15 protein-coding genes, 1 tRNA gene and 1 pseudogene are annotated in these 18,343 nt (G+C 60.0%); 11 read left to right on the top strand and 6 right to left on the bottom strand.

The window, feature by feature from the left end; all coding sequences use genetic code 11:
- The first annotated feature begins 2 nt into the window (after positions 1–2).
- From RGR602_RS08140 to RGR602_RS08130, 3 genes are all read left to right on the top strand, one after another.
- Entirely contained in the window at positions 3–884 is an 882-nt protein-coding gene (locus RGR602_RS08140; RefSeq protein ID WP_039844679.1) for a DMT family transporter, read from the top strand.
- Between the two features lie 89 nt (positions 885–973).
- Positions 974–1,306, top strand: coding sequence for a PilZ domain-containing protein (locus RGR602_RS08135; protein WP_223843985.1), 333 nt, complete (start codon positions 974–976; stop codon positions 1,304–1,306).
- Positions 1,307–1,405: 99 nt separating this feature from the next.
- On the top strand, positions 1,406–3,394 hold the full coding sequence (locus RGR602_RS08130) for a bifunctional 2',3'-cyclic-nucleotide 2'-phosphodiesterase/3'-nucleotidase (protein WP_039844677.1): 1,989 nt from the start codon (positions 1,406–1,408) through the stop codon (positions 3,392–3,394).
- Between the two features lie 36 nt (positions 3,395–3,430).
- On the opposite strand, the gene RGR602_RS08125 is transcribed toward RGR602_RS08130, so the two are convergent.
- Positions 3,431–4,399, bottom strand: a complete 969-nt coding sequence (locus RGR602_RS08125) for a LysR family transcriptional regulator (protein ID WP_039844676.1) — start codon at positions 4,397–4,399, stop codon at positions 3,431–3,433.
- Between the two features lie 138 nt (positions 4,400–4,537).
- Between RGR602_RS08125 and RGR602_RS08120 the strand changes: the two genes are divergently transcribed.
- Positions 4,538–5,152, top strand: coding sequence for an FMN-dependent NADH-azoreductase (locus RGR602_RS08120; RefSeq protein WP_039846724.1), 615 nt, complete (start codon positions 4,538–4,540; stop codon positions 5,150–5,152).
- 305 nt (positions 5,153–5,457) lie between these two features.
- Here the strand turns inward: RGR602_RS08120 and RGR602_RS08115 are convergent, their stop codons facing one another.
- The 3 genes from RGR602_RS08115 to ilvA form a co-directional block, all read right to left on the bottom strand.
- Positions 5,458–6,726, bottom strand: coding sequence for a GGDEF domain-containing protein (locus RGR602_RS08115; protein WP_039844675.1), 1,269 nt, complete (start codon positions 6,724–6,726; stop codon positions 5,458–5,460).
- Between the two features lie 138 nt (positions 6,727–6,864).
- A complete protein-coding gene (locus RGR602_RS08110; protein ID WP_039844674.1) occupies positions 6,865–7,191 on the bottom strand; it encodes an HlyU family transcriptional regulator in 327 nt (108 codons plus the stop codon).
- Positions 7,192–7,228: 37 nt separating this feature from the next.
- Positions 7,229–8,485, bottom strand: a complete 1,257-nt coding sequence (gene ilvA, locus RGR602_RS08105; protein WP_039844673.1) for a threonine ammonia-lyase — start codon at positions 8,483–8,485, stop codon at positions 7,229–7,231.
- Positions 8,486–8,650: 165 nt separating this feature from the next.
- On the opposite strand from ilvA, the gene RGR602_RS08100 reads away from it, so the two are divergent.
- Complete coding sequence (locus tag RGR602_RS08100) at positions 8,651–9,058, top strand: VanZ family protein (RefSeq protein WP_052451506.1); 408 nt, start codon at positions 8,651–8,653, stop codon at positions 9,056–9,058.
- Positions 9,059–9,088: 30 nt separating this feature from the next.
- Positions 9,089–9,173: transfer RNA gene (locus RGR602_RS08095), tRNA-Leu, on the top strand.
- 44 nt (positions 9,174–9,217) lie between these two features.
- On the opposite strand, the gene RGR602_RS08090 is transcribed toward RGR602_RS08095, so the two are convergent.
- Together RGR602_RS08090 and RGR602_RS35120 are read right to left on the bottom strand one after the other, a co-directional pair.
- Positions 9,218–9,484 (bottom strand): hypothetical protein, encoded by a 267-nt coding sequence (locus tag RGR602_RS08090; RefSeq protein ID WP_039844672.1) that lies wholly within the window; start codon positions 9,482–9,484, stop codon positions 9,218–9,220.
- A 479-nt stretch (positions 9,485–9,963) separates the two neighbouring features.
- Positions 9,964–10,317 (bottom strand): annotated as a pseudogene (locus RGR602_RS35120) (hypothetical protein).
- Positions 10,318–10,534: 217 nt separating this feature from the next.
- On the opposite strand from RGR602_RS35120, the gene RGR602_RS08080 reads away from it, so the two are divergent.
- From RGR602_RS08080 to RGR602_RS08060, 5 genes are all read left to right on the top strand, one after another.
- Positions 10,535–11,311, top strand: coding sequence for a competence/damage-inducible protein A (locus tag RGR602_RS08080; RefSeq protein ID WP_039844671.1), 777 nt, complete (start codon positions 10,535–10,537; stop codon positions 11,309–11,311).
- Between the two features lie 96 nt (positions 11,312–11,407).
- Positions 11,408–12,250, top strand: a complete 843-nt coding sequence (locus RGR602_RS08075; RefSeq protein ID WP_039844670.1) for a universal stress protein — start codon at positions 11,408–11,410, stop codon at positions 12,248–12,250.
- A gap of 166 nt (positions 12,251–12,416) precedes the next feature.
- Positions 12,417–12,911: a xanthine phosphoribosyltransferase gene (gene gpt, locus RGR602_RS08070; RefSeq protein WP_039844669.1), complete on the top strand. Its 495-nt coding sequence runs from the start codon at positions 12,417–12,419 to the stop codon at positions 12,909–12,911.
- A 167-nt stretch (positions 12,912–13,078) separates the two neighbouring features.
- On the top strand, positions 13,079–13,669 hold the full coding sequence (locus tag RGR602_RS08065; protein ID WP_039844668.1) for a hypothetical protein: 591 nt from the start codon (positions 13,079–13,081) through the stop codon (positions 13,667–13,669).
- Positions 13,670–14,251: 582 nt separating this feature from the next.
- A complete protein-coding gene (locus tag RGR602_RS08060) occupies positions 14,252–18,049 on the top strand; it encodes a vitamin B12-dependent ribonucleotide reductase (RefSeq protein ID WP_039846722.1) in 3,798 nt (1,265 codons plus the stop codon).
- Positions 18,050–18,343 lie beyond the last annotated feature (294 nt).

Here is an 18,343-nt window from a genome sequence, read left to right as displayed (position 1 = left end):
GCATGAAATCCAAGACGCAAGGCTATATCTTCGTCCTTCTGGCGATCACCATCTTTTCCGTGCAGGACGGCATCTCGAAGCATCTGGCGAGCACCTATCCGCCTGTTTTCGTGACGATGATCCGCTATTGGGCCTTTGCAATTTTCACGATCCTGCTCGCGTCGAGAATGCGCGGCGGCCTGAAGGCGACCGTGCGTACGAACAGGCCTTTGCTTCAGGTCACGCGTGGCGTGCTGCTTGCCGCGCAGGTCGTTCTGGCGATCACCTGTTTCGCAATCATCGGACTTGCGCGCACCCAGGCGATCTTTGCAGGCACTCCGATCCTGATCGCCCTGCTTTCCGTGCCGCTGCTCGGCGAGCGCGTCGGGTGGCGCCGCTGGACGGCAATCTGCGCGGGGCTTGCCGGTGTTCTTTTGATCTTGAAGCCAGAAAGTGGCTTTTTTGATCCGAAGTTGCTGCTTGCGGTCGTGGGCTGCTTCATCTTCGCCTTCTACGTCATCGCCACCCGCCTCGTCAGCCGTGACGATTCTTCGATGACGAGCTTCTTCTATACGGGCGTCGCGGGCGCCATAACGATAACACTCATCGGTCCCTTCTACTGGGCCACGATGTCGGCCAGCGAGTGGGGCTGGATGACGCTCCTCTGCCTAACCGGCATCTCCAGCCACTATTTCCTGATCCGCGCCTATGACATGCTCGATGCCGCAGCCGTTCAGCCGCTTACGTATCTACAGCTCGTCTACGCCTCGATCATCGGCGTCGTCATCTTTGACGAAGCCCTGAGCCTCAACACGATCGCCGGCTCGGTGATCGTCGTGGCTGCCGGCATTTTCACCATCTGGCGTGAGCATGTGGTGGCGCGCAGCAGCGCTGTGCGGAGATAGAGCCCGTCTCGTAATTTAGCGATTTCTATAAAAGTATTTTCAATATTTTCGCGATACCGTGCACCAAGTATTCTATTGAGGGCTGTATAATGCGTAATCTAAATATCATTGCTCGCAGGGCCGAGCGCAAGTATTGCCGCATTTTCGGTAAGGTTCGCTATCTCAATAACGAAGTAGACGCCCGCATCCTCAATCTCTCGATAACGGGCGCTGCGGTGGAAATTCGAGCGCCGCTCTATGCCGCATCGGGCAGCCGGGTGCAAATCCTAGCGGAAGATCTTGGAACGCTGCACGGCATAATCCGGTGGAGCCACAATGGGCGCCTCGGTATCCAGTTCGACCCGAACTCCAACGCCCAGGCTCAGGTCGCATCCTACTTCCGCTTCTTCCACAAGGATGTGAAGCCGGTGTTAACGCGATAACGTCCAAGGCCGGTTTGTCATTTTCCGGATGCACTGCCGTGCAAATCATCCTAGGCTCGCCGCCTGTTGAGCCATGCGTCATTTGCGAAGGAGTGTTCAATGTCTCCCATTCTTGATTTGCACCCGATTACCCGCCGGTCATTGCTTGGCGGCATAGCCGCGACTTCGGCGCTTGTTCTGCTCCACCCCTTCACGGCGCGCGCGGCCGCCAATCAAGCGCATCTGCGGCTCATGGAAACCACCGACGTCCATGTCAACGTTTTCCCATACGACTACTATGCCGACAAGCCGAACGACACGATGGGTCTGGCGCGCACCGCGACGATCATCGATAACATCCGCGCCGAAGCGGCCAACTCGCTGCTGATCGACAATGGTGACCTGCTGCAGGGCAATCCGATGGGCGATTACATGGCCTATCAGCACGGCATGAGGGATGGCGACGTTCACCCGGTGATCAAGGCGATGAACACGCTCGGCTATACTGTCGGCACGCTCGGAAACCACGAGTTCAACTACGGCCTCGATTTCATGTTCAAGGTGCTTGGCGGCGCGAATTTCCCGTTCGTCTGCGCCAACCTGACGAAGGGCCAGCTCGCCTCCGATCCGAAGAAGGACGATCTCTTCTTCAAGCCCTACGTGATCGTCGAAAAGCAGATCAAGGACGGCGCAGGCAACGACAGCCCGGTCAAGATCGGCTTCATCGGCTTCGTGCCTCCGCAGATCATGCTCTGGGACATCAAGAACCTCGAAGGCAAGGCGCAGACCCGCGACATCGTCGAGGCCGCCAAGGCCTGGGTTCCGGCGATGAAGGAGGAAGGCGCCGATATCGTCATCGCGCTTTCCCATTCCGGCATCGACGGCTCCGCCCCCTCCGAGAAGATGGAGAATGCCTCGCTGCATCTTGCCGCCGTGGACGGCATCGATGCGATCTTCACCGGCCATCAGCACCTTGTCTTCCCCGGCCCGAAGAGTTGGGACGGGATTGCCGACGCCGATCCGGTGAAAGGCACTCTGCATGGCAAGCCGACGGTCATGGCCGGATTCTGGGGCTCGCATCTCGGCCTCATCGACCTGCTTCTGGAAAAGAACGGAAAGAGCTGGACGATCGTTGATTTCACCGCCGAGGCTCGGCCGATCTATCACCGCGACGACAAGAAGAAGGTCGTTGCCGACGTGGGCGACAAGAAGGACGTGATCGAAGCCGCAAAGGCCGAGCATGAGGCGACGCTCGCCTATGTCCGCACCCCGGTCGGCAAGACGTCGGCGCCGCTCTATTCCTACTTCGCCCTCGTTGCCGACGATCCCTCCGTGCAGATCGTCAGCCAGGCGCAGACCTGGTACATCAAGCAGATGCTGGCTGATACCGATTTCAAGGATCTGCCCGTCCTTTCGGCCGCTGCTCCTTTCAAGGCAGGCGGCCGCGGCGGCGCGGAGTACTACACCGACGTTCCGGCGGGCGATGTCGCGATCAAGAATGTCGCCGACCTCTACCTCTACCCGAACACCGTGCAGGCAGTGGTCATTACCGGCGAGCAGGTGAAGAACTGGCTGGAAATGTCGGCCGGCATGTTCAACGAGGTGAGGCCCGGCGCAACGGATGCGGAATTGCTCAACGGTGATTTCCCGTCCTACAACTTCGATGTCATCGACGGTGTGACCTACCAGATCGACCTCTCGCAGCCGCGCAAATACGACAATGATGGCAAGGCGATCAATGAAAGGTCGAACCGCATCCAGAATCTGCAGTTCGACGGCAAGCCGATCGACCTCAAGCAGAAGTTCGTCGTGGTCACCAACAACTACCGTGCGGGCGGCGGCGGCAAGTTCCCGGAGATTGCAGCCGACAAGGTCGTCTTCCAGGCTCCGGACACCAACCGCGACGTGATCGTCCGCTTCGTTCATGATCAGGGCACGATCAATCCGTCCGCCGACGGCAACTGGACCTTCAAGCCGTTGCCGGGCACGAGCGCCGTCTTCCAGAGCGGACCGAAGGCGAAGCAATTCCTAGCCGACGTCAAGAGTGTCAAGCTGGAGGATGCCGGCGAAGGCGCGGACGGATTTGCAAAGATCAGGCTGGTTCTCTAGCCGATGTGGAAACCAAGCGAGGCGGCAGCCCCTCGCCTATTCCGCTGCAAGCGGCATTTCCGGTCCGCGAATCTCGTTCAGCGCCGCGGTGAAATCGGCGTGGTTGGGGCATTGGGATAGCCTGGTGCGGAATGCATCGATCATCCATGCCGCAGCTGGGCCTGGCGGATTGGCGAGGCGGCGCATGGCATAGATCGGATACTCGCCTTGCTCATAGGCCTCAAGGTCGAGATGAACGAGTGCGCCGCTCATCAGGTCGTCACGGATTATCGATGCAGGCAGGCCGCCCCAGCCGAGGCCGCCGCGGATCAACGCGTGCTTGGTCGAGATGTCGCTGACACGCCAGGTCTTGTAAGAAAGCACGTTGAAATCGCGGCCTTTCGTCAGCCCGGACGCATCGGTGACGACGAGCTGTACTTCCTCGCGAACATCGCCAAGCGTCAACGGCCGACCTATCTGCGCTAACGGATGATTGCGCGAGGCCACCGGCATCATGAAGGAATGGCCGATCTTTTCCATCAGCATCGAGTCGTCCGGCTTCTGGACGGCTCCGCCGATGCCGATCGCCGCCTTGCCGCTCAGGACGGTCTCCATGACCATGCCAAGCTCGCCGACCGCAAGATTGAGCGCAACGGACGGAAATTGCTCACGGAACTCACGCAACACGTCCACCGTTGCCGGAGACGGCACCATGACGCTGATCGCCACAGAGACCTCCGCTTCCAATCCTTCCTTCAGCCCTTTGACGCGGGCGCGCATCACCTGCAGGTCGGTCAGTAGGCGGCGCGCATCTTCGAGCATGGCCTTGCCCGCATCCGTGAGCTTCGGCTGGCGGGCGCCGGAACGCTCAAAAAGCGGCATCTCGAGCTGTGCCTCGAGGTTCGCGATCGTGTAGCTGACCACCGACTGCGCGCGGTTGAGCGCGCGCGAGGCGGCGGAGAAGCTGCCGGTTTCCGCCACGGTAAGGAACACCTGCAGCTGATCCAATGTCGGGTTGGGAAGCATCTTCCATCCAATCTATCGATAATTTTGATCGACATTATCCCAGTTTTTTCGATAGTCGGCCAGTCTTATTTTTCCCTTGAAGGCGGCTCGAACCTCCCAAGCGAGCTCGCAGCATCCCAATTCGAGAGGAATTCAATTATGTCGTCCATCCTGCTCCTGACATCCAGCCCGCGCGCTGAATCGCTTTCGACCACCATTGCCACCGATCTTGCCGGCAAGCTCCAGGCCCAGAAGCCGGGAACCGTCATCGTCCGCCGTGACCTCGCCGCCAATCCGCTTCCGCACATCGATGACCTGTTTACCGCCGCAATCCGCAAGCCTGCCGAAGACCGCACGGCGCAGGAAGCCGAAGCCGTGAAGACCTCCGACGCGCTCATCGACGAACTGCTCGCCGCCGACACCATCGTCATCGGCACCGGCCTCATCAACTTCAATATCTATTCGTCCCTGAAGACCTGGATCGACAACGTTGCCCGCGCCGGCCGCACCTTCAAGTATACCGAAAGCGGCCCGGTCGGGCTTGCAACCGGCAAGAAGGTCTATGTCGTGCTCGCCTCCGGCGGCGTCTACTCGCAGGGTCCTGCCGCCAGCATGAACCATGCCGTTCCGTATCTGAAGTCGGTTCTGGGCTTCCTCGGCATCACCGACATCGAAACCGTCTATGTCGAAGGTCTCGCCTTCGGTCCGGAAGCTGCCGAAAAGGCGATCGGCGCCGCCAAGGCCCGCGCCGAAGAGATCGCTCTCGCCGCCTAACCGCTTAACATCGCCCCCAGAAGCGGCCGGCTCTGTCCGGCCGTTTTTTGTTTCCGCTGCGCCATACCCGGCGAGTCTGACACCGTTGCGGTCGTCGTTGTCGCTCGGTTTGAATGACGCGAGGATAGGGCGTTGGTAGCCCTCGTCACCACTGCTCAGGCGTTGTCAATCAAGCTTTCGCGTGCTTTCACTTTACTGTTGGGTGCGCGCCCTGATGAAGTCGAGCATGAGCGACGCAGCCAACAGCCGCGTGCATCTCGAGCAGGAGTTTGTCGGGCGAGCAGGCCCCGGAACCAAGTGTCAGATTAGCTGACTTTGACCAGACCGGTACGGCCGAAGACGCAATTGCGGCCATTCTTCTTTGCCCGGTAGAGCCGGTCATCTGCAGTAGAGAGAACCGTCATGAAGCTCACGCCATCTTCGTCGGCGGTTGCAACGCCGATGCTGACGGTTACCGGTCTTGCATCTGGTGTCCTGACGCTCGTCTCGATCGTCCATCGGAGCCGTTCTGCGACCAACAAGCCCTCCTCGTGGTCCGTGCCCGGGCAAATTGCAACGAATTCCTCACCGCCAAAGCGGAATACCCTGTCTGCAGAACGCAGGATCGTCACCAGCCGGGCGGCGATCGACTTCAGCACCTCATCACCCTGCAGATGGCCGAAGTTGTCGTTGACGTCCTTGAAGTGGTCGGCATCGATGATGATGACGGTCGTGAACTGCCCTTGCCGCAGGGCTTCCCGCATCATGACCGGTGCTTCGAACTCCATGCGCGAGCGGTCGTAGACGCCTGTCAGAATGTCCCTGCCCGTCCGCTCCAGAAGATCGTTGTACCGCTCGCGGAATGTCAGGTCGCCGAACAGATCGCTGAGCGAGCGTGCTGCCGCAGGAACGCCGTTTCGATGAATACAGAGCCGGTAGATGGCAAAGAGCGCGGTATAGATACAGACCGCAAACATCTTTGCCCTCCAGCCGTCCCAGAAGGCTGCAAGCGGTACGTCGAGAAAATAATGCAGTGCGCCGAAGAAGCCGATCTGGTCGAAGGTCAGAAGTGCGAAGCCGCACAGCACGAAACGAAGGATCACCTTGCGCTTCATCCAATGACCAAGGCGTTCGTACAGCAGAATGATACCGAGCGCATCGAGGTAGAGAAGCGCCGTACCCCAGACCATCAGCCATCCGATCTCCTTCAGGAAGCTGAAATCGGCTGCATTGCCGGGTGAAATCTCGACGGTATCATGCAGTTGCAGAACCCACGCGATCGCGACCGTCAGGAGATTTCCAAGGAACAGGCCGTAGATCGGCTGCCGGACCGTCGAAGCATCTTCCTCCAGGTAAAGCATCAGGATCATCATCAGCTTGCCGGCGAAGAAGACCGACGATCCGGGCGAGGCGACACCGAAAGGCAGCGACACGTAGAATACGGCGGCGAGATAGGTTTCCATGAAATGCATGACGCCGAGCGCCGTCATGAAAACGCCAAGGCCCAGCCGGTGGCGGAAATGCAGCAGGCTCACCATCAGCGAGAAATAGCCGACGGCTTCAACCACAATGAGACCGAGATTGACAATTGCCATCGCGCTTTCCGCTCTCCAACCGCTTCTTCATAGCGCGATACGGTTAAGAAACGGTCGCGTGACGTCAGGGTAACCCGCGGCCTCCCTGTATGGCTGCCGCCGCAAAGCCGCCCCGGCGAAGGCTTGGGAAGAGCGCGGCTAGACCTGCCGCTCCTTGGCACCGTCGCCGAAAAGCGAGGGGCCGTGCTGATCGATGATCTGGTGCGCTTTGCGCACCGTGCATTCGATCGCATCGTCCGAAGAGGAGAACATGTCGGCGCGGATGAAATTGCGAACCAGAACCTCGCCGCCGACCGTCTTTTCGATGCGGCCTGCCAGGCGAAACTGTCCGCCTTCCTTGCGCGGCTCAGCGTAGATGGCGCAATCGGCGTAAAGCTGCGGCTCACCCTTCGGGCCTGCGCTCGCCTCGGCCGATTTGCCGCCACCGGAAAACATCGAGAAAATGCTGGATAAGATCGAAGCCATGTTCCGCCTTTAACACGGGCCGCTCGCGCCCGCAAAGTCAAATGATGAGGTTGGCGAGGATGTCGTTCTCGGTGATGTCCTCGAAGCCCATGCCGGCCTTTTCGAAATTCGAAATCAGGGTGGCGAAGTTCTCCGGCGCCTTGGTCTCGATGCCGATCAGAACCGAGCCGAAGTTGCGCGCCGTCTTCTTCAGGTATTCGAAGCGGGCGATGTCGTCGTCCGGCCCCAGCAGATTGAGGAAATCGCGGAGCGCGCCGGGGCGCTGCGGCAGCCGCAGGATAAAGTATTTCTTCAGCCCGGCATAACGCATCGCCCGCTCCTTGACGTCGGGCAGCCGCTCGAAGTCGAAATTGCCGCCGGAGACAACAGCGACGATCGTCTTGTCGCGAATGGCCTGCGGATCCATCGCGGCGATCGCCGTCAAAGACAAAGCACCTGCCGGCTCCAGCACGACGCCCTCGACATTGAGCATTTCCGAGATCGTCACGCAGATGGCGTTCTCCGGCATCAACATGACCTGCGCGGCTGCAAAGCCTTTGAGCGCTGCGAAATTCAGGTCGCCGATGCGGGCAACGGCCGCGCCGTCGACAAAATTGTCGACCTTGGAAAGCGTCACCACTTCGCCGGCCTCGATGCTGCGTTTCAGGCTCGGCGCGCCTGCCGGCTCGGTGAAGACAAAGGCGGAATTCGGGACCGAGCCCTTGAGGTAGCCCGTGATCCCCGCGGCAAGCCCGCCGCCGCCGACCGGCAAGACCAGCATGTCCGGCACCCTACCCTCCGGCAGCTGCTGCATGATTTCGGCTGCGACCGTTGCCTGCCCCTCGATGATGTCCTCATGGTCGAAGGGCGGCACCATGACGCCTCCGGCCGCCTCCGCATGGTCGCGGGCGGCCTGATAGCATTGATCGAAGAAATCGCCGTAGAGCTTGATGGTGATGAATTCGGCGCCGAACATGCGCGTCTTGTCGATCTTCTGCTGCGGCGTCGTCACCGGCATGAAGACCACGCCCTGAACGCCGAAATGGCGGCAGACATAGGCAAAGCCCTGCGCATGGTTGCCTGCCGATGCGCAGATGAAGAGACGCTCGCCGCTCCCTTCGGCAATCGCCTTGCGGAAGAAATTAAAGGCGCCGCGGATCTTGTAAGAACGGACGGGCGACAGATCCTCCCGCTTCAGCCAGATTTCGGCACCGTAGCGCGCCGAAAGATGGTCGTTGAGCTGCAACGGCGTTGCCGGAAAGAGGCTGCGCAGCGCCTCTTCCGCGCGATCTACATCCTGTCTTATGACGGTCATCGGTCCATTCCTGTCTCAAGACCTCGCTATGGCACAGGTCGGCCGGCAAAAGAAGTCCGTTTAACCGCGGTGCGGTTCGTTCTGCGGAAAGCTTTCTTCATCGCGCTTGGCGGATTGCTGCAGCTCCCCCGTGCGTTCGCTTTGCAATGCTGCTAACGTGAAGGCATGATGATATCCCATTTTATGCGACCGCTCGCTTGGCTGCTGCTTGCCGCCATCATTTTCGTCACCATTTCGCCGATCGGCCTCAGGCCGCATACGATGACCAGCGTCAACGCCGACCGCGCGCTTGCCTATGCCGTCACTGGCTTCGTTTTCGCGCTCGGCTATCCGAAGCAGTGGAAGCTCGTCGCACTGCTTCTTTTCTTCGGCGCACTCGCAATCGAGTTCCTGCAATACCTGTCGCCGACACGTCATGCACGCCTGCACGACGCGGTCATCAAGGCAGCCGGCGCCATGCTCGGCATTCTTATCGGCCGCGCTACCTACCGGCGCGGGCAGATGAAGCAGAGGATCGAGGCCGTTCCTGCTCCAAAGCCGCAAACCGGTGCCGCCGCCGGCGCTCTTGACTGAATCACTCCAGTCGTTAATTGAGGATCGCGCGCGGGCGTGGCGAAACTGGTAGACGCAAGGGACTTAAAATCCCTCGGAGCAATCCTTACGGGTTCGATCCCCGTCGCCCGCACCAGCACGCAGCCGTGACGCGAGGTTTTTGCGACGTCGGGCATCCACTCACCATTTCATCCGGGGGAAGTGCCAGTAGTCGGAACCGGTTCGGCGGGAGATGAGCTTCAGCGTGCCATCCGGCTGAACCACGTATCTTTCGTAGACCCGGTATCCGAACTTATCCGGAAACTCGTGCTTGACCGTGTAGCCCGCTCGCGCAGGAACGTGGACGACTCTGCCATAGGTGAGGCTGCCGCGGATGGGCTCCGGCGGAGCCGTGTTGCATCCGGCAAGGCCAAGGGCGACCAGCAGGGAAGCGATAACAGCGCGCATCAAAATCTCCGGTCCTATTGGCACATAGGACGAAATCGCAGGTCAGTACAGCCGCGGCGGAAAGTACTATGCGCCCACTGGTCTCGCCCCACCATCTTTATCAATCCCAATAAATATGATTTTATGCCGGCATCTGAAAGGTGGCAGGGCTCGAAGGCGCCTTTGCGGATGCACGAATTACTGTGCCACGGTGCGTGTAAGCTTGTCTTGTGGGAGTAAGACGATGGTTTACGATTGGAGTGGAGAAAGGGCGCGGCGTCTCAAGTTTTACAAAACAGCCGCTGCGTGTTTGTTCGGGAGCATGCTTGCCGGGACCATGTTGCTGGTCATAGCGCTGCAGTTTCACGGGTAGCGGCCGACTTTGGCGCCGCGTGAAGCTGCTTCGGTCAAAATCAACAGGAATTGCACGAAAGCCCCACTTGCGGCCAAGCAACGGCGCGGCGATGAGTCGCACCTCTACCATTTGATCGAAAAGCGTCTTACCCGAGCTTCGCCGCGACCCTTGCGACGTGCGCGGCCTGGTATTTCGCGGATTCCAGCTCGATTGCTGAAGGCTGGCGCGAGCCATCGCCGTCGGTGATCGTGGACGTTCCGAAGGGCGAGCTGCCCTTGATCTCATCAACGGCCATCTCGCCCTGGAAGCGACGGTTGGGATCAAAGCTTTCTGATCGAATTTGAATTGAAGGACTTTGCGACCTCTTCGGGAACCAGGTCCGGAACGCGCTTTACAGTGACTTCGACGCCCGCAGACTTGGCGCCTTCCGCAACGGCATATGCCATGGTTTCGATTGGCCATAGGCCGCCGAATAGCAAAGAACGAGGACCTTTGCCATGACGAACTCGCTCGCGGCACAGGTTGTATAGTTGTCCGGACGAAGTCCTATTAGCGCTTCCTTGAGCATAACCTGCCTGCGCAGGACTCGGCGTTCAATGTAATGTAGCCTAAATTCACTTACCGTTCCCTCGCCTTCTGCCGCGACCGGGTGCCGCCATTTGCAAGCCGGAAAAACGGCGCTACCTATAGCAAAGCCCCATCATCGGATATCTCTCATGAGCACTGACACCGTCATCACCGCCGCCATGGTCGCCATCGGCGATGAGCTTCTGTCCGGCCGAACCAAGGACAAAAACATTGGCCATCTGGCGGATATGCTTCAGCTTTCCGGCATCGATCTCAAAGAGGTGCGGATCGTCGCCGATGACGAGGACGCGATCGTCGAGGCTCTGAACGCCCTTCGCGGCAAATACGACTACGTCTTCACCTCGGGCGGCATAGGCCCGACGCATGACGATATCACCGCGGACGCAGTCTCGAAGGCTTTTGGCGTTCGCTGCGACTATGATGCAGCGGCCATGACACTGCTCGGTGACATGTACAAGCGCCGCGAGATGGAATTCACCGAAGCGCGCAAGCGTATGGCGCGCATGCCGCGCGGTGCGGCACACATCGCCAATCCGGTGTCGACTGCGCCCGGCTTCATCATCGGCAATGTCTACGTCATGGCGGGCGTGCCGCAGGTGTTCCAGGCCATGGTCGACAATGTGCTGCCGACGCTGCGCACGGGGCAGCGCGTGCTGTCGCTGGCGATCGCCTGCCCCTATGCCGAAGGCGATATCGGCACGCTGCTCGCCGCCATTCAGAAGGCGCACCCGGACACCAGCATCGGCTCCTATCCGCGCTATATCGGCCAGAAATTCTCCACGGAGATCGTCGTGCGCGGCCGGTCACAGGCGCCTGTCGATGCGGCGGGCGCGGAGGTTCACGCCATGATCGAGAACATTCGCAGGACCAGGGAGATTGACGAAAACCGGTCCGCCGAAGCTTAGAGCAGCAACACACCGCCCTCGAGCAACGAGGAACCGTTCCACCGACAACGCATTTCCTGCTTACGAAGCCATTTTCAGCCGCCGAGGAAAATTGATATGCCTTACAAGACCATACTCGCCATTCTCGATACGGCCGACAACAGCCGCGCGGTCTCCGATTTTGCCTTTGCGCTTGCCGCCGAAAACGATGCCCATGTCATCGGTCTCCACGCCGAAAACATCTCGGCCGTGCCGCTGGTCGCTCCGATGGAAATTCCCGATCCAGTCGCCGTTCAGGCGCTGCAGGACATGGCGCATTCCGAGACCGTGGAAGTGGAGCGCATCTTCCGCCAGAAAGCCGAAGCGTCCGGCGCATCGTTCGAATGGCGCAGCTTCGCCACCTCAGTGGGTTACGGCTCGGCGCCGCTGATCGAGAGCGCCCGCAGCGCGGACCTCTTGATCGCCTCGCAAGCGGACCCTTCCAAGCCATCTGACAGCCAGGTCGATATCGACAGCTTTCTTTTCGAAAGCGGCCGTCCGGTTCTGATGATCCCGTATATCTTGCGCCAACCGAAAGCGATCAAACGCGTCATGATCGCCTGGAACGGCTCGAAGGAAGCCGCGCGCGCGACATTCGATGCCATGCCTATCCTGAAGGCTGCCGACGAAGTCGAGGTCTTTTCCGTCGATCCGGTGGATTCGGCGATGCAGACGGCGGGCCTGGCGGGAGCGGAAATCGCAGCCACGCTTTCCCGCCACGGCGTGAAGGCGACGCTTGCCGTTGCGGAAGGCACCCATAAGAGCGCCTCGAACGTCATCGAAAACCGCCTCTCCGACAGCAGCATCGATCTCTTGGTGATGGGCGCCTACACCCATTCGCGCCTCTGGCAGATGATCTTCGGCGGCACGACGAAGTCGCTCTTGCAGTCGATGACGGCGCTCACCCTCCTCTCCCGTTGACGAAGCACCGGCGGGACTTGCGTTTTACCCGCAAATCCCGCTAATTGCGGCAACCGGTGACGGGCTCCAGAACTTCCTTTCGCGCGGGTTGGCCCTGCGCGATTTGCGTTTGACGGATTGCGCTTGGTCGCCGGCGGGTTTTTCTTTCATGCCGCGGAGCAGTTCGATGTCTTTTCCCGATAAAGCCTTTCCCGTTTCCTGGGATCAGTTCCATCGCGACGCCCGCGCGCTTGCCTGGCGCATCGCCGGCCTCAACAAGGAATTCAAGGGCATTGTCTGCATCACCCGCGGCGGCTTGGTTCCTGCGGCAATCATCTGCCGCGAACTCGACATCCGCCTGATCGAAACGGTCTGCGTCGCTTCGTACCATGACTACGTGAACCAGGGGGATATGGTGGTGCTGAAGGGCGTTGCCCCGGAGCTCAAGGAAAATGGCGGCGAAGGGATCCTCGTCATCGACGATCTCACCGATACCGGCAAGACGGCCGTGCAAGTGCGCGCCATGCTGCCCAAGGCGCATTTTGCCTGCGTCTACGCAAAGCCGCTCGGCGTGCCGACGGTCGACACCTTCGTCACGGAGGTCAGCCAGGATACCTGGATCTACTTCCCCTGGGACATGGGCTTCACCTATCAGGAGCCGATCGCCAAGGGTCCGCGCTGACAGCGTCGCCATTCAGGCACCAATAAACTCCACGCGGAATTGTCATCTTAGTAATACTGCAGATGTATGATGCGAGCTTGGCCTGCACGCGCGATCCGAGCGCCGTGCCAAAGGGCCGGGTCACGGATCGCGCGAGGGCGAAAACGCGCGGAGCAAGGAAGAGGGGAATGGCATACCGGGGTTGGGTTAGAGCGGTCGTCGCTTCAGGGCTGGCGATCCCCTCTTTGTTGCCCGTGCCGGCCTTTGCCGAACCCGCTTATGTCGCCGTCGTCCGCGAATATGTGGATACCGTCGTCCGGCCGATGGTCAGCACGCCGATGGTTCTCGCGGCGATCAGAGAGCAGAACGCCAAATTCAGTGACGTCAGCAGCACTGATATCCAAGTCCTTGATTCGACCTACCGATCCGAAGTGGAAACCGGCACCCTGCAGATGGTGTCCGCCATTCTATCCACGCCCGTTTCGCGCTACTTGAAGGAAAAACAGGATGCGTCGCAGGGCGTTATCGTCGAGTTCTTCATTACCGACAGGAATGGGCTCAATGTCGGCGAGAGCAGAGTGACGACGGATTTCTGGCAGGCCGACGAAAACAAATATCTGCAGACCTTCGCCCGCGATTCGGACGAGACTTTCGTCGATCGCGCCGAGCGCGACGAGACTACGCAGATTCTCGAGGCTCAGGCCAGTTTTACCATCCGCGACGAGGCTGGAGCGGCGATCGGCATTGCCACCGTGACCGTCGCGCTCGATGCGATGTGAGGCCTCCGAATCGCGATGCCGATCCGGGCCGAAAATGCCATCCTTAGATTTGGGTTCGGCTAACTTTTTCTTTTCGTCCTCGCTTTTCAGGTGCCTGAAGCCCGCAAAGCCCTGAAATTCAGGGCCTCCAGGCTTTTCCCCAGTCTTCACAGGGCCGTCCACAATATGTTGTGGTGAACGCTTCGTTAAAAACCACCCCTTGACGGAATCGCCCATTTCTCACTTAATGGCTCCCGATGTTGCGGCGGCAGCTGGACCGGGTTTAACGAGGCCGGTTCTCTTCAAAATTCGAGCGTGGAATCAGGGTGTTGCATCCATGATGGATGGCAGCCGTGAGGGGACCTTTTGCGCGATTTTTGACCTCCAAAAAAGTGACATCCGGGGCTGGCGATAATAAGCTGTTAATACTATATTTAGTGTTTGCAGCCACCATCACCACAAGATACAGGAAAGACATCTCCGGATGACACTCCTGTGACGGTACGGAAACGAGAACTGGCTGCGCATCTTCCGGCGCTGCCGGATGAGGAAACTTGCGTCCTGGTCAACGGGGATGGGGCGCGCAAACAGAGGTGCAAGGACATGCGCATAGAACGCCGTTTCACAAAGGCAGGCCAGAGCGCTTACGCGGACATCGAATTCCGCAAGGCGACGAGCGAGATCAAGAACCCCGACGGTTCGATCGTATTCCGCCTTGAGAACATCGACGTTCCCGCGCAGTTCTCCCAAGTCGCGGCCGACATCCTTGCCCAGAAATATTTCCGCAAGGCCGGCGTTCCGGCAAAGCTGAAGAAGGTTGAGGAAAACGACGTTCCCTCCTTTCTGTGGCGTTCGGTTGCCGATGAGGCAGCCCTCAAGGAGCTGCCGAAGGACCAGCAGTACGGTTCCGAAATCGATGCGCGCCAGGTCTTCGACCGTCTGGCTGGGACCTGGACCTACTGGGGCTGGAAGGGCGGCTACTTCTCGTCTGAGGAAGATGCCTCTGCCTTTCGCGACGAACTCGCCTACATGCTCGCTACCCAACGCGTCGCCCCGAACTCCCCGCAGTGGTTCAACACCGGCATGCACTGGGCCTACGGCATTGACGGCCCCGGCCAGGGCCACTTCTACGTCGACCCCTTCACCGGCAAGCTGACGAAGTCCAAGTCGGCCTACGAGCATCCCCAGCCGCATGCCTGCTTCATCCAGTCGGTCGAGGACGACCTCGTCAACGAAGGCGGCATCATGGACCTCTGGGTTCGCGAAGCCCGCCTCTTCAAGTACGGCTCCGGCACGGGCTCCAACTTCTCGTATCTGCGCGGCGAAGGCGAAAAACTTTCTGGCGGCGGCCGCTCCTCCGGCCTGATGAGCTTCCTGAAGATCGGCGACCGTGCGGCGGGCGCCATCAAGTCGGGCGGCACGACGCGCCGTGCGGCCAAGATGGTCGTCGTCGACATCGATCATCCAGACATCGAGGAATACATCAACTGGAAGGTCAAGGAAGAGCAGAAGGTTGCTGCCCTCGTCACCGGTTCGAAGATCGTCGCCAAGCACCTGAAGGCGATCATGAAGGCCTGCTTCAATTGCGAAGGCGGCGCCGATGCGGATTGCTTCGACCCGACCAAGAACCCTGCCCTCAAGCGCGAAATCCGCGCCGCCAAGAAGGACCAGGTCCCGGAAAACTATGTGAGCCGCGTCATCCAGTTCGCCCGCCAGGGCTACAAGGACATGGAGTTCAAGACCTACGACACGGACTGGGATAGTGAAGCCTACCTCACCGTTTCCGGCCAGAACTCCAACAACTCGGTCTCGATCCGCGACGACTTCCTGCGCGCCGTCGAAGCCGATGGCGACTGGAACCTGACGGCCCGCAAGGATGGTAAGGTCATGAAGACGCTGAAGGCCCGCGACCTCTGGGAGACGATCTCCTATGCCGCCTGGGCATCGGCCGATCCCGGCCTGCACTTCAATACGACGATGAACGACTGGCACACCAGCCCGGCCGCCGGCCCGATCCGCGCCTCCAACCCGTGCTCGGAATACATGTTCCTCGACGACACGGCCTGCAACCTTGCCTCGCTGAACCTCATGCAGTTCAAGGATGCGGCGACAAAGCGGATCAACATCGCCGACTACGAGCATGCCGTGCGTCTGTGGAGCGTCGTGCTCGAAATCTCCGTGATGATGGCGCAGTTCCCGTCGCGCCGCATTGCCGAGCTCTCCTACGAATACCGCACGATCGGTCTCGGCTATGCCAATATCGGCGGCCTGCTGATGTCGTCCGGCATTCCTTATGACAGCGACGAAGCCCGCGCCATCGCAGGCTCCCTGACGGCGATCATGACCGGCATTTCCTATGCCACCTCGGCGGAAATGGCTGCTGAACTCGGCCCGTTCCCGATGTTTGCGCCGAACCGCGAGAACATGCTGCGCGTCATCCGCAACCATCGCCGCGCCGCCTATGGCGAGAGGTCCGGCTATGAAGGCCTGTCGATCAACCCGGTCGCCCTCATCCACGGCGAAAACCCGGATCAAGATCTCGCCGCGCATGCCAAGAGCGCCTGGGACAAGGCACTGGAACTCGGCGAAAAGCACGGCTACCGCAACGCCCAGGCAACCGTAATTGCGCCGACCGGCACGATCGGCCTCGTTATGGATTGCGATACGACTGGCATCGAGCCCGACTTCGCGCTCGTCAAGTTCAAGAAGCTCGCCGGCGGCGGCTACTTCAAGATCATCAACCGCGCGGTACCCGAAGCGCTGCGCACGCTCGGCTACTCCGAAAGCCAGATCGCCGAGATCGAAGCCTATGCTGTCGGCCACGGCAACCTGAACCAGGCGCCCGCCATCAACCCCTCGACGCTGACGTCCAAGGGCTTCACCGACGAGAAGGTCGAGGCCGTCAACGCGGCGCTGAAGTCCGCTTTCGACATCAAGTTCGTCTTCAACCAGTGGACGCTCGGGCTCGACTTCCTGAAGGGCACGCTGAAGGTCTCCGACGACCAGCTTGCCGACATGAGCTTCAACCTGCTCGACCACATGGGCTTCTCGAGGAAGGATATCGAGGCTGCAAACATCCATGTTTGCGGTGCGATGACGCTGGAAGGCGCTCCGTTCCTCAAGAACGAGCACCTCGCCGTCTTCGATTGTGCCAATCCTTGCGGCAAGATCGGCAAGCGTTACCTCTCGGTCGAAAGCCACATCCGCATGATGGCGGCTGCCCAGCCCTTCATCTCGGGTGCGATCTCCAAGACGATCAACATGCCGAACGATGCAACCGTCGACGATTGCAAGAGCGCCTACATGCTCTCCTGGAAGCTCGGCCTCAAGGCCAACGCGCTTTACCGCGACGGCTCGAAGCTGTCGCAGCCGCTGAACGCCTCGCTGATCGAGGACGAAGGCGACGAGGACACGCTGGAGGAACTGCTGGCCCAGCCGGCAGCGGCCCAGGCCGTCACCGTCACCGAGAAGATCATCGAGCGGGTGATCGAGAAGGTCGTGCGCAGCCAGGAAAAGCTGCCGGGCCGCCGCAAGGGCTACACCCAGAAGGCAAAGATCGGCGGCCACACGATTTTCCTGCGCACCGGCGAATATGACGACGGCCGACTCGGCGAGATCTTCCTCGACATGAACAAGGAAGGTTCGGCCCTTCGAGCATTCATCAACAACTTCGCAATCTCGGTCTCGCTCGGCCTGCAATACGGCGTGCCGCTCGAGGAATATGTGGATGCCTTCACCTTCACGAAGTTCGAGCCGGCGGGCATCGTCACCGGCAACGACGCGATCAAGAATGCGACGTCGATCCTCGACTACGTGTTCCGCGAACTCGCCATCTCCTATCTCGGCCGCCACGATCTGGCGCACGTTGATACGTCCGACTTCAATAACACGGCGCTCGGCCGCGGCGTGTCGGAAGGCAAGGCGGATGTCGTCTCCAAGGGCCTGACTCGCGGCTATAAGCCGACGCTGGTTTCCGGAAACGCGACCGAGCGCGCGGCGTCGGAGATCAAGGGTGCTGCAACCGCCGCCCCTGTCCGCGCCTCCTCGGGCGCGACGATCACGGCGATTGCCGGCAACACCGTGCGCAAGCTCGAAACCGTCGCCGCCGCCTCCGAAGTCGTCGCCTTCAAGCGCGATTACGAGGAACGCGCCAAGGAGCTGGCGGAGGAAATCGCCGAAGAGATTGCTGAGGAATCCAGCACGCTCTTCACCGACGCCGCCGCTGCCGACGCAGCCTCTGCCAAGACCGAAGCAAAGAAGGTCGAAGCCGAACGTCGCGCCCGCTCCATCATGCAGGGCTACACGGGCAATATGTGCACCGAGTGCCAGAACTTCACGATGGTACGGAATGGGACCTGCGAGAAGTGCGATACGTGTGGCGCGACGAGCGGATGCAGCTGATTTCTGTGAATATATGTCCCCGTCGTGCCTGAATGAGAAAACGAACCTTGTCCTGGCCAAATAGGCGAGAATCAGCCGAATTCTGGCCAGCGCCGAAGCTAAAAACGGTCAAGGAAGTTTTCGGTTAGAGAAGATAGACAATCCAGGCGCCTCGGCGCCTGGATACTGGCGTAGGGAACAAAACAAGATCATCGAGCCTCAAGGAGCAGGAGAGCTTTCAATTCCTACTCGCATACCGACGAGAAACATCTGGAGAGGCCTTACAAGGGCCCTTCGTCCGAGAGATATTTGCTG

It is taken from the genome of Rhizobium gallicum bv. gallicum R602sp (assembly GCF_000816845.1).
In the GTDB taxonomy this organism is placed as follows: domain Bacteria; phylum Pseudomonadota; class Alphaproteobacteria; order Rhizobiales; family Rhizobiaceae; genus Rhizobium; species Rhizobium gallicum.
This window is presented reverse-complemented; position numbering and strand designations above follow the sequence as displayed.

What these genes read in the sequence shown, in the direction of transcription:
- RGR602_RS08140 (WP_039844679.1), top strand. Translation starts at nt 3, where the DNA reads ATGAAATCCAAGACGCAAGGCTATATCTTCGTCCTTCTGGCGATCACC.
- RGR602_RS08135 (WP_223843985.1), top strand. Translation starts at nt 974, where the DNA reads ATGCGTAATCTAAATATCATTGCTCGCAGGGCCGAGCGCAAGTATTGC.
- RGR602_RS08130 (WP_039844677.1), top strand. Translation starts at nt 1,406, where the DNA reads ATGTCTCCCATTCTTGATTTGCACCCGATTACCCGCCGGTCATTGCTT.
- RGR602_RS08125 (WP_039844676.1), bottom strand. Translation starts at nt 4,399, where the DNA reads ATGCTTCCCAACCCGACATTGGATCAGCTGCAGGTGTTCCTTACCGTG.
- RGR602_RS08120 (WP_039846724.1), top strand. Translation starts at nt 4,538, where the DNA reads ATGTCGTCCATCCTGCTCCTGACATCCAGCCCGCGCGCTGAATCGCTT.
- RGR602_RS08115 (WP_039844675.1), bottom strand. Translation starts at nt 6,726, where the DNA reads ATGGCAATTGTCAATCTCGGTCTCATTGTGGTTGAAGCCGTCGGCTAT.
- RGR602_RS08110 (WP_039844674.1), bottom strand. Translation starts at nt 7,191, where the DNA reads ATGGCTTCGATCTTATCCAGCATTTTCTCGATGTTTTCCGGTGGCGGC.
- ilvA (WP_039844673.1), bottom strand. Translation starts at nt 8,485, where the DNA reads ATGACCGTCATAAGACAGGATGTAGATCGCGCGGAAGAGGCGCTGCGC.
- RGR602_RS08100 (WP_052451506.1), top strand. Translation starts at nt 8,651, where the DNA reads ATGATGATATCCCATTTTATGCGACCGCTCGCTTGGCTGCTGCTTGCC.
- RGR602_RS08090 (WP_039844672.1), bottom strand. Translation starts at nt 9,484, where the DNA reads ATGCGCGCTGTTATCGCTTCCCTGCTGGTCGCCCTTGGCCTTGCCGGA.
- RGR602_RS08080 (WP_039844671.1), top strand. Translation starts at nt 10,535, where the DNA reads ATGAGCACTGACACCGTCATCACCGCCGCCATGGTCGCCATCGGCGAT.
- RGR602_RS08075 (WP_039844670.1), top strand. Translation starts at nt 11,408, where the DNA reads ATGCCTTACAAGACCATACTCGCCATTCTCGATACGGCCGACAACAGC.
- gpt (WP_039844669.1), top strand. Translation starts at nt 12,417, where the DNA reads ATGTCTTTTCCCGATAAAGCCTTTCCCGTTTCCTGGGATCAGTTCCAT.
- RGR602_RS08065 (WP_039844668.1), top strand. Translation starts at nt 13,079, where the DNA reads ATGGCATACCGGGGTTGGGTTAGAGCGGTCGTCGCTTCAGGGCTGGCG.
- RGR602_RS08060 (WP_039846722.1), top strand. Translation starts at nt 14,252, where the DNA reads ATGCGCATAGAACGCCGTTTCACAAAGGCAGGCCAGAGCGCTTACGCG.